The organism is Senegalimassilia anaerobia JC110 (assembly GCF_000236865.1).
In the GTDB taxonomy this organism is placed as follows: domain Bacteria; phylum Actinomycetota; class Coriobacteriia; order Coriobacteriales; family Eggerthellaceae; genus Senegalimassilia; species Senegalimassilia anaerobia.
In genome coordinates this window covers 322,914-333,519 of record NZ_HE611015.1, presented here as the reverse complement: position 1 = coordinate 333,519, position 10,606 = coordinate 322,914, and the positions used below count along the sequence as shown (strand labels likewise).

The following is a 10,606-nucleotide window of genomic DNA, read 5'->3' as shown; positions in this document are numbered from 1 at the left end:
GTGAACCCTCCTTAAGGTTACCTAAGCGCTTACCTTGTTGAACTGTTTCGTTTCGGCTTTCGCTTCATCTCCGCAGCTCAGCTTGTGCTCTCATTTTGCGCCGCGCCCCGGGTTGCGTCTAATGCAATCGATATCCCCAAAACTGGTTGATTCATAACCTCTATCTATACATACTGAACAAACTGGGGAGATGGTATGTAAGTTCAAGGGATTGGTTTTGCTCAATTCGTCAAAATTGACTATTTCAAAGCGATTTGAATACCCAGAACCCTAGACATGTGTAAACAGTTCATAGCTAGCGTCTTGCATGTGGTGCAAACCGATAGACTACCTCTATGAACGATTCGGTAAATAGCCTTGACAAGCATTGTCATTGGTAGATTTCGCATCTAGCGCAATCGATCCCCTACTTCGGCATAGTGCAATTTTGGCGCAAAAATGGGCCAAAATCGAAATACTGTGGTGTTGTGTTGCAGCTTTGGGCTGGGTTTGCGGTTCCTAGGTCGGTATCATTGTCCTAGCAATATGCAGATGGCGGAACTGTTGTAAGGGGGTTTACATGGATTTCCGTCTTAGCGAGGCCGACCGCGTGCTCATCGAGCACGTGCGCGAATTCGGCGTTAAATACTTCAATCAAGATGCGGTTGCGCAGTGGCGCTCCGATATGGGTTTGCCCGATGAGGTGGTTCGCGATTTCGTGAACCTCGATTTCAACGGATTCGGCGTCATCCACCGCCGCGATCATGTGCGCTATGACATGCTCGCTCAGGTTCTCGTGCTTGAGGAGCTCTCCCGCATCTCCGGCACCACGCTGCCGTTTCAAAACGACTTCCTCCAGCTGCAGATCCTCGAAGCGTTCGCCAGCCCGGCGCAAACCGACCCCATCCGCATGGAGTATCAGCATACGGGGCGTTTGGCGTTCGCATTTGCGGTGTCCGAGCCTTCCGCCGGATCGGACACCATGAGCATGAGCACGCACGTGCGCACCGTCGACGGCCAGCTGACCATGAGCGGTGAGAAACTGTTCGTGAACAACGGCGAATACGCACCAGCGTTGCTCGTTGCCGCCATTGATGAAGATGCGCCGAAATCAGATGGGCATGCGGCGCTGTCCATGTGGATGATTCCCTGCTCCACTCCTGGCATCACGGCAGTGCCGGAAGATAAGATCGGTCAGGAGATGCTTCCGTTCGCGCACATCCAATTCGACAACGTGCGGCTGGATGAAAGCTGGCGGCTGTCCGGCCCTGCCCGGGGCTTCTCTCAGTTGCTCGCCTTTTTCGAATATGGCCGCGTTTTCGCTTGTGCGACGGCGTTGGGTTTGGCCCAAGCTGCTATGGATGATGCGGTCAAGTGGGCAGGGGAGCGCAATGCCTTCGGGAAGAGCGTGTCCGAGTTCCAGCAGGTGCAGGAGATGCTCACCGATATGGAGGTGAAACTCGCCAACATGCGTCATATGGTATATAAGGCTGCATGGGAATTCGATCACGGGTGCCACGAGCGCCTGACCGTTGCCCTTATGAAGCGCTATGTTCCTCGCGCCGCCACCGAGGTTGCCAGCGATGCGATGCAGATCCTCGGTGGGCGAGGGTACACCACCCATGAGCGTATCAGCTCGATTTGGCAGGATTGCCGCGGGTTCCAAATCGCCGAGGGAACCGATCAGATCATGGTATACATCGCCGCTCCGCTGATCATGGCGAAATACGCTTCAGGTATCGACGCTTAGCGGTTTGCGGCATACGGTGGTTCGTAACGGGGAGCGGGCTTTTTGCCCGTTCCCCGTTTGTTTCGGTGCATTACCGCTCACCGGCTGAATGGGGCCGATAGCGGTTCTTTGGAGATGCTTCATCGGTGCGCAGATAGATAGATTGCTATTTCTATGGATTGCAACCCGTAATCTATAGAAATGGGCGAAAAACCTATGCAAGTTTCCCGCATCAAGCAGCAACCAATAGTCAGTATCTATAGGTAGATGGACAAAACCGAAATACTGACCGTAACCTTATGTGCAGATTCGGCGGATTATACTTAGCGAATTTGTTCTTGGATCGGCAACGTTTTGTGGAGTTAATCCAAGACGCTTACCGCTTTGAGGGAATTCTGGCCCCCTCGAAGCGGAGGCGATCGTCTTGCTTTTCAACTAAGGAGGAAGAAAGTGGGCGAAACCGCTAAGTACACGGATAAGATGAGCGTGCGTCACATTCTCATCGTTATCTCGGGCATCATGATCACGTTCGGATGCTCGGCTCTGGTCTTCTCGACCTGGAGCGCATTCCAGGCAGTCGTGCCTGAGCAGTTGGGCGTCGACACGGCTACGTGGGCGCTCTACATCACCGTTCTGTATCTTGCTGAGGCTTTCTCGGCGCCGTTCATCGGCAAGCTGCTGGCCAAGACCGACATCCGCATCGTGCTGTCCGTCTCCGCACTGCTCGTTGGCCTCGGCTTCATCTTGATCTCCATCGTGAAGACCCTTTGGGTCTTCTACGTTGCCGGCCTTATGATGGGCCTTGGCGAAGTCGGTCTGCTGTGGCTGGCCGTCCCGACGCTGTGCAACAAGTGGTTCAACAAGAACTCCGGCACCATCATCGGCGCCTGCATGGCCTTCACCGGCATCGGCGGCGCGATCTGGCTGCAGGTGTTCAATGCCCTGAACGCTTCCGGCATGGACATCTGGACCATTTACATGATCTGGGGTATCGCTGCTCTGGTCACCTCTCTTCCGTTCACCCTGCTGTGCATCCGCTCCACTCCCGAGGAGTGCGGCTGCCTGCCCTACGGCGCTCCGCAGACCGCTTCCGGCAAGCCTGCCGGCCTGGATGCCGGTAAGGCCATGAAGTCCGTCGCCTTCTACGCCGTATTCCTGCTGGCCGGCATCATCAACCTGCTGACCATCGTCGCTCAGCAGTTCCCGAAGTACACCAAGTCCCTCGATGACGGCACCGGCACCATGCTGGCCGTGGGCGTCACCATGGCAACCGTCATGATGGCTTCCCAGGCTATCTGCAAGCTTGCCCTGGGCGTGTGCGCTGACAAGAACTCCAAGGTCAGCTTCCTGGCCGCTTGCGCTACCGGCATCATCGGCGTTCTGCTGGTGTGGTTCGGCACCGGTTCCACCATGGTCCTGTACGCCGGCGCCGCCGTCTACGGCTTCTTCTTCGCAAGCTGCGTCGTGCTCGTGCCCATCCTGGTCCGTCAGCTGTTCGGCCAGCGCGAGTACCCCGAGATCTACTCCCGCGTGTCCATGTTCGTCAACATCGTCGGCGCTATCGGTGCTCCGTTCTGGGCCCTGTTCGGCAAGAACTACCCGATGCTGTTCACCGTCGCCATCGTTCTGCTCGTCGTCGTCCTGCTGCTCGGCATCTTCTGCTTCGGCAAGATGAAGGGCCTGCAGGAGCAGTGGACCGAGTAATCGGCGTTCGCTCAAATCATCATAGGCTTCGGTAAAGCCCGTTGCCTACAGAAAAGCCGCCCCGTGTGGGGCGGCTTTTTCAGTGTTTAATGACTTCAGTCTGGCGCGCGCGTAGCCGCGCCAAGCAAACCGCCCGCTATGCGGGCGGACGACAACCTGCTTTACAAAACCACCCTCCCGCCGGATATTGACGATTGTTCAGGCCGTCAAGAATCCGAGAAGGAAGGGTGGTGTTCGGCTATGGCCAATAAAGCCTACAGCCTTTCGCACACGAAGTGGATGTGCAAGTACCACATCGTGTTCACGCCGAAGTATAGGCGAAAGGCCATCTACGGCCAAATCAGGTCCGACATAGGGGAGATCCTGAGGAGGCTTTGCGAGTACAAGGGCGTCGAGATAATAGAGGGGCACCTCATGCCCGACCATGTGCACATGCTGCTGGCGATACCGCCGAAGTACAGCGTGTCGAGCGTGATGGGCTACCTGAAGGGCAAGAGCTCGCTCATGATCTTCGACAAGCACGCCAACCTGAAGTACAAGTTCGGCAACAGGAGGTTCTGGGCGGAGGGCTGCTGCGTCTCCACCGTCGGGCTCAACGAGGCGACCATCGCGAAGTACATCAGGGAGCAGGAGGCCGCCGACATCGCGCTGGACAAGCTGAGCGTCAAGGAGTACTCCGACCCGTTCAAGAAGTAGCCGGGGGCCGCCGGTTCGACCGGCTCGCCACGGGTCAAGGGCAATAGGGCCTGAACAGCGTGAAGGCCGGCGTCTTTAGGCGCGCGCCGGCCTTCCATGGGTTATACCCTAAGAGTAAACCACCCGCTATGCGGGTGGTCCTGATTTGGAATCCCATTCGAAGCTTCGGGTGAACTCGATGAAGTTCTCGACCGCTCGCGTTTTGTAGGATGCCGTCTTAAACGTCAGGCATACCGTGTGGAAGTCGTCGTCGACTTGGATCAGCTTCTTGGTGATAAGCTCGCGAAAAGGGGAGAGCCCGATCGTGTTGAGGGCCAATCCCACGGTTCCGGCGGTGCTATCCACCATCGAGCCCAAGGTGATCTCGTCGTTGGCGCTAGTGTGATAAGGCGTTATGCCGTGGGTTTTCATGAGTTGGGCCACCTCGGCGCCGATCGGCGTGTCGGGCGGGTACGTGATGACCTCGCGCCCGCGCAGGTCCTCTAGCTTGAGGTTCTTGCTCCATGCAAGCTTATCGCTTCGATGCACCACGGCTACGAGCTGCTGCGTGAGCACGGGGATGAAGGTGAGGTTTGCCTTATCGGGCACATAGGCGGTGAACGCAAGCTCGTATCGATCGTTCTCCAGGTCTTCGATCAGGGGAAGCGTCAAGCCTTGGAAAACGTTGACTTGAGCGCTTCTGCCATATGCCTCGCGGTAGCCCTTGATAAGCGCAGGGAGATAGTCGCTCTGGATGGTGTAGATGGCCCCGATATCGATGCTCCCCGTCGGCGAGCCCGCATGTTCCTTTGCCAGGGCAATGCCCTTCTCAAGGGCGTTGAGCGCCTCTGTCGCGTATTCGTAGAATTCGGCTCCGTAGCGCGTCAGCTTGATGGTTCGGCCCTCGCGTTTGAACAGGGGGATGCCAAGCTCTTTTTCCAGTTGCGAGATCGAATTCGATAGCGTCGGCTGCGAGATGAACAGCTCTTCGGCCGCATGCGTATAGTGCCTAACCTCGGCTAGCTTGCGAAAATAGTACAGCTGTGACAGGTTCATAGGCGCCTCCGGCTTGTAACGCTCGCGTGTGAGCTTATAAAGCAACTGTAATGCATTGCAGGCGTTCAGATGCCGCAAATCTCGGTGGGGTGCAGGATTGCTTCACGTGTCAACGCGAAAAGCCGCCCCGAAGGACGGCTTCTCGCACAAGCTGAAGGCAAGCGCTTAGGCTTGGGACCTGGAACCGGCCCAAAGGAGCTTCCGGTTCCAGGAGGGTATGGCTTAGTCGAAAGTGTACTCGATCTTGCCGCCGTGGTTCTGGCACTCGCGGGCGATCGTGATGCGCTGCACGCAGGGAGCGCCTTCCTCAAGCCACATGGCGCGGCAGTCGCGATACAGGCGCTCGGTGGGGCCGTAGGGGCAATCCTCGAAGTAGCCATCGCCGCCGAAGATCTCGAGCATCTCGTCGGACACCAGCTTGACGGTGTCGATGGAGAACAGCTTGCAGATAGCGGCCTTCTCGGTGACGTACTCGTTGTGCGGGTCCTTGTTGAAGTCGCGCGCGAAATCGTAGATGGCGCAACGTAGGACGTGGATCATCTTCTGCATGTCGGCGATCTTGGCCTTGATCATCTGACGGGAAGCGATCGGCTTGCCGAAGGTGATGCGGTCGTTGGCGCGCTTGAGGGAGATCTCGAGCATACGCTGGGCCATGCCAAGGTTGGACATGGCGATGTGCACGCGGGAGACGGACAGGGAGTGGATGGCGATCTCCATGCCCTGGCCCTCCTTGCCGAGTAGATACTTCGGCTCAAGCACCAGGTTGGTGAACTTCAGGCCCGCATGACCGGCACCGCGGCAGCCCATCATATGGGGCATGGGGACGATCTCGAAGCCCGGAGCGTTGTTGGGGACCAGGAAGCCGGACAGACGGGTGTCCTTGTCGTCATCGGGGTTGGTCACGGCGATGACGTAGGTGTAATCGGAGCAGTCGGTATGGCTGATCAGCCACTTCTCGCCGTTCAGGACGTAGTTGCCGTCGGCGTTCTTGATGGCGGTGGTGTGCAGGTCGGCGCCCGTGCCGCCGGTCTGCTCGGTGATGGCGAAGTTGCAGTACACCGTCTTGTCCTGGAACTTGTCCATCAGCTCGGCCTTGACCTCGTCGGTGCCGTAGTCGTCAAGGATGCGCCAGTTCATGTCGGCAGCGTGATGCAGGTGCATGCGCATGCCGCCCGGGCCGCGGGAGAACTCTTCCTGGACGCGCAGGATCTCAAGCTCGTCGAGATCCCATCCGCCGTACTCGCTAGGCAGGTAGAAGCGATACAGGTCGTTTTTCTTGGCCAGTTCGTAGAACTCCTCCGGGAAGGTGTTGGTGACCTCGACCTCTTTCTGAATCTCCTCGAACGGACCTTCGGCAAGCTCGCGGATCTGTTTCAGATACGCTTCGAACTGCTCGTCGGTGATCTTTGCATTGGGATTCATGTGAACCTCCTTAGACTTTGCCCGCCTAGTCGCTATCTTCGTCGTCGCGATAGGCTGTATCGGCTTTCGACACCATCGATTATGCGACCCCGTTCTCGGGAAATCCAATTCAGCGTCCCAAACGATTCGGGCGAAATCATTTGCAAAACGAATAATGGCGGATACGCTGGCGAGGTCGCTTCCGAAATACTCGATATCCCCAGGTGAGTGGCTAAATTTCGACCAAAAGAAAAAGCGCACCCGCAGCCTTGTCGGAGGCTGCGGGTGCGCAAGATGGCAGGTGTGTCGTAGCGCTATTTGATTTTGTCCAGGTTCAGCATGGAGATGCGGTCCATGGACCTTTTCACGATGCCGATCCCTTCGATCAGCGCATAAAGCTCGAAACCGCTCTTGCAGCGGAATGCGCATTCCTCGCAGGGAATCTTATTGCAGTAAGCGAAAGCGTCTTCAGCCGCCAGCGCGAACACCAGGGGAGGGAATTTCTTGGGCATGATGTATTTCAGCTGCATGCCCGTGAACGTTTTCAAGGCAACCCAGCGGATGCGATAACGCGATGGGTCCTGGATCTTCCACGTGACGATGACGGCATTGTTGTTGAAGCCGCCGTCGATGTGGTAGTCGAACACGACGCCCTCGGGCAGCTCATCGACATCCACGAACGTCATGTGCTCGTTTTCGGTACCGGCATCGTCGTTGAGGCACGTGTACGGAGGTTGGCCCACCAGCGTGCGTCCGGTGCCCGTGTAGGAGGCCTCTGCGTCGCCGTTGAGCGCGACCAGCACGTTTCCGGCCGAATCCTTCACGAAGGGAAGATCGTCGGCTGCAACGCGGGGTTTCCAGGTTGCGCGCGTGCGGGTGATGCTGTATTGCTGTTCGATCATTGCTAATCCTCGATACCCATACGATGCTTGATTTCCTTGGCCAGCACGAAGCGCTGCACCTTGCCGGTGGCGGTGCGGGGGATTTTGTCGATGACCTCAAGGCGTTCGGGCCATAGACGTTTAGCGATCCCCTTGCCATCCATGTATTCTAGCAAGTCGTGCAGGCACAGCTCTTCTCCATTCGGGTCGGCGGGCACGGCGAACAGGCAGATCCTCTCGCCTAGGCGCTCGTCGGGCATGCCGATCGTCGCATGATCGACGATCTGATCCCACCCCATGACGTCGTCGTCGACCTCGCGAGCCGATATGTTCTCGCCGCCGCGGATGATGATCTCCTTTTTGCGGCCGTTGATCTTCACGCGGCCCTGCTCATCGATGGTGCACAGATCGCCGCTGTAAAACCAGCCGTCATCGTCCAGCGCCTCGTCGGTGCGTTCCGGATCGTTCAGGTAGCCTACGAACATATGCGGCCCGCGGCTTGCTTCCTCACCCTGGACGCCCGGCGCCACCTCTTGACGGCGTTCGTCGACGGCCTTCACCTCGATCCCGGGATACGGGACGCCCGAGAAACGGCCGTTCCACTCAATGCACTTCTCGCGGGGAACGCGCAGGTGAGGGCAGCTTTCGGTGGAGCCGTACAGCTCGCAGAGCAAAAACCCATGGCGGTACGCCATCTCGATGAGGCTTCCCGGCACGGGTGCCCCTCCGCATAGGAAGTACTTGAGGGTGGGGATGGCCCTGCCTGATTCCTCGAGGTACTTCAGAAGGTCGTGCACAAACGGCGTGGCGCCGCAGGACCAGCTGACGTTCTCCCGGTTGATCAGCTCGACCGCCTCATCAGCCTTGAAGCGAAGCTGCAGCACGCAACGTCCGCCCGTGAGCATCGGGGTGATCAGGCCATGGAAAAACCCCGTTGCATGGTTGAGCGGGGAAGGCATCCATACGGTGTCGTCCGGACCTAGTTCGAGGTCGCTGGAGAACACCCGCTCCGAATAGAGCAGGTTGTTATGCGTGAACAGCGCGGCTTTCGGTTTTCCGGTCGTGCCCGATGTCGACAAGATGCAGGCGACATCGTCGGAATGCGCAGGGCTTGGGCCGGTGAAGGGCGCAACGGATTCCAAAACCTTTGAAAGCGTTGCAGCGTTTTCGTCGTGCGCAGGTTGGACTTTGTCCAAGAGCAGCAATGCGCGCAAGGAAGGGACTCGATCCCTGAACTTCTGAAACTGCAGCTCGTAGTCCGTTTTATGTGAAAAGGTGGGGCAGATATATGCCGTCGTGCCGACCTGGTTGAAGATGTACTCCAAATCAGCGGCGTTCATGGCGGTGGCAACGGGATGCATGACGGCGCCGATTTTGACGCACGCCACGTAAATCATGCAAAATTCCGCCCATTTGGGAACCTGAAAGGAGACGACATCGCCGTTTCGCACGCCTTGTTCCGTGAGCCAGGCGGCGATGCGGCTTGCTCCTTCATCTACCTCGCGATACGTCAACGAGCAACCAAGGTCGTCCTGAACGTATACGCGATCGGCGAATCGAGTGCTGCGGTCCTGCCAGACGTCTGCGATGGTGTCGGTTCCCCAGGCGCCGCTTTCGTAAAAGCGCCGCTTTTCAGCTTCGTTGATTTTGACGTCGGTGATCATAGGACCCCTCCATATGATATGGGGAAGGGGCGATCGGCGTCGCCCCTTCCCAAGCAACTCTGTCGCTATGCAAGAAAGCCTTTGGGTAAGGAAATATTACTTGCCCTGAAGCACTGCCAGGTCGACGGGACCGCAAACGGCGCCCTCGGCCTCGGCGGCCTTGATCTCATCCTCGCTGTAGCCGAGCTCCTTCATGACATCCTCGGTGGCAGAACCCAGCTTGCCGCCCGGGATCAGGTCCTCGGTTTCGCCAAGCTCGAACTGGACGGGAGCGGTGGGGCACCAACGCGGGCCGGCGGGGTACTGAACGGGCTTGATGTACTCGTTGATCAGCGCGTTCTGGTCCTCATAGATGTCGGTCGGCGTCTGAGCCGGTTCGCAGGGCATGTCGTTCTCGGAGAACATCTTCAGCAGCTCCTCGCGCGTGAACTGCGCGAAGCCGTCGTCGAGGATCTTGACGACCTCGGGGGCGAGGCCCTTGTCGTTGACGGTCTGGCAGCAGCTGTAGTCCGGATGCTCGGCAAGCTCGTCGCGGCCGATGAGGTGCATGACGCGCGGCCAATCACGATCGTACTCCGGCAGGCACAGGACGACCCACTTCTGGTCCTTGGAGCGGAACACGTTGTTCAGCGGGTTGTTGACCTCGAGGCGGCTCTTCGGATAGGGGTTGCCGTACTGGGCGGAGATCATGCCGGTGGCCAGGGTGTAGATGCCGGCATGCTGCAGCGCGCAGGTGACGTAATCGCCTTCGCCGGTCTTTTCGCGACCCTGCAGCGCGGCCAGGATGCCGGCCACCAGGAACACGGAGCACTGGTAATCGCCGTAGCCGTTGGTCGGAATCATGGGGGAGTCGCCCTTGTTGACGGTGGTGCCGAAGACGCCGCCGCGGCCCATGTAGCAGGTCACGTCGAAGCCGGCAGCGTCCTTCTCGGGACCCTTCTTGCCATAGCCCAGGCCATGGCCCATGATCAGGCGCGGGAACTTCGCATGCAGGCTCTCCCAGTCCAGGCCCATCTTGGCCAGGGACTTGGTGCGGGTGTTGGTGATGAAGACGTCGGCGTCCTCGAGCAGCTTCATCATGACCTCGTTGCCCTTCTCGGACTTGAGGTTCAGCGCGACGAAGCGCTTATGGAAGTTGGCCACGTCGAATGCCAGGTTCTCCTCATCGCTGGAGGGCATGCCGAAAACGACAGCCTGGTTCGTGCGGCACGGATCGCCCTTGAACGCTTCGACCTTGATGACGTCGGCACCCCACTCGCCGAGGATACGGCCGGTGGTCGGGGTTGCCAAGAACGTGGTGAGGTCGACGACCTTCAGACCCTTCAAAGGTTGCATACTAAAATCCTCCTTGCTTAGATGCGTTCCCGGTTGTCCGGGTTTCGAGCGTTTCAGCGTTCTGGCTCGCTTACAGCTCGATAGCGTTTCGCTGGTAAGGAAAAGAGGGCCATCCACGCATGGCAGACGACCCTCCTCTCGAAGTGAATTTGTTCCTGCGATCGACGCCGATCAAAGGGTGA

General features: G+C 58.3%; 8 protein-coding genes. 3 read left to right on the top strand and 5 right to left on the bottom strand.

Translation table 11 applies throughout. From position 1 onward, the window contains the following. Window positions 1-559: 559 nt before the first annotated feature. From SFHG_RS04760 to tnpA, 3 genes are all read left to right on the top strand, one after another. A complete protein-coding gene (locus tag SFHG_RS04760; RefSeq protein ID WP_042434402.1) occupies window positions 560-1,729 on the top strand; it encodes an acyl-CoA dehydrogenase family protein in 1,170 nt (389 codons plus the stop codon). A 429-nt stretch (window positions 1,730-2,158) separates the two neighbouring features. Further along, a complete protein-coding gene (locus SFHG_RS04755; protein ID WP_081468936.1) occupies window positions 2,159-3,412 on the top strand; it encodes an MFS transporter in 1,254 nt (417 codons plus the stop codon). A 240-nt stretch (window positions 3,413-3,652) separates the two neighbouring features. Beyond that, window positions 3,653-4,108, top strand: coding sequence for an IS200/IS605 family transposase (gene tnpA / locus SFHG_RS04750; RefSeq protein ID WP_042434399.1), 456 nt, complete (start codon window positions 3,653-3,655; stop codon window positions 4,106-4,108). A 126-nt stretch (window positions 4,109-4,234) separates the two neighbouring features. On the opposite strand, the gene SFHG_RS04745 is transcribed toward tnpA, so the two are convergent. The 5 genes from SFHG_RS04745 to SFHG_RS04725 form a co-directional block, all read right to left on the bottom strand. After that, window positions 4,235-5,143, bottom strand: a complete 909-nt coding sequence (locus SFHG_RS04745) for a LysR family transcriptional regulator (protein WP_042434396.1) — start codon at window positions 5,141-5,143, stop codon at window positions 4,235-4,237. Between the two features lie 222 nt (window positions 5,144-5,365). Beyond that, window positions 5,366-6,565, bottom strand: a complete 1,200-nt coding sequence (locus tag SFHG_RS04740; RefSeq protein ID WP_042434393.1) for an acyl-CoA dehydrogenase family protein — start codon at window positions 6,563-6,565, stop codon at window positions 5,366-5,368. Between the two features lie 293 nt (window positions 6,566-6,858). After that, entirely contained in the window at window positions 6,859-7,446 is a 588-nt protein-coding gene (locus tag SFHG_RS04735) for a hypothetical protein (RefSeq protein ID WP_042434391.1), read from the bottom strand. Window positions 7,447-7,448: 2 nt separating this feature from the next. Continuing rightward, entirely contained in the window at window positions 7,449-9,089 is a 1,641-nt protein-coding gene (fadK, locus tag SFHG_RS04730; RefSeq protein WP_042434388.1) for a medium-chain fatty-acid--CoA ligase, read from the bottom strand. 96 nt (window positions 9,090-9,185) lie between these two features. Continuing rightward, window positions 9,186-10,424, bottom strand: coding sequence for a CaiB/BaiF CoA transferase family protein (locus SFHG_RS04725; protein ID WP_042434384.1), 1,239 nt, complete (start codon window positions 10,422-10,424; stop codon window positions 9,186-9,188). Window positions 10,425-10,606: the final 182 nt, after the last annotated feature.

Bases quoted from the DNA above. Each gene is read 5' to 3' on its own strand.
- SFHG_RS04760 (WP_042434402.1), top strand. From the start codon at position 560: ATGGATTTCCGTCTTAGCGAGGCCGACCGCGTGCTCATCGAGCACGTG.
- tnpA (WP_042434399.1), top strand. From the start codon at position 3,653: ATGGCCAATAAAGCCTACAGCCTTTCGCACACGAAGTGGATGTGCAAG.
- SFHG_RS04745 (WP_042434396.1), bottom strand. From the start codon at position 5,143: ATGAACCTGTCACAGCTGTACTATTTTCGCAAGCTAGCCGAGGTTAGG.
- SFHG_RS04740 (WP_042434393.1), bottom strand. From the start codon at position 6,565: ATGAATCCCAATGCAAAGATCACCGACGAGCAGTTCGAAGCGTATCTG.
- SFHG_RS04735 (WP_042434391.1), bottom strand. From the start codon at position 7,446: ATGATCGAACAGCAATACAGCATCACCCGCACGCGCGCAACCTGGAAA.
- fadK (WP_042434388.1), bottom strand. From the start codon at position 9,089: ATGATCACCGACGTCAAAATCAACGAAGCTGAAAAGCGGCGCTTTTAC.
- SFHG_RS04725 (WP_042434384.1), bottom strand. From the start codon at position 10,424: ATGCAACCTTTGAAGGGTCTGAAGGTCGTCGACCTCACCACGTTCTTG.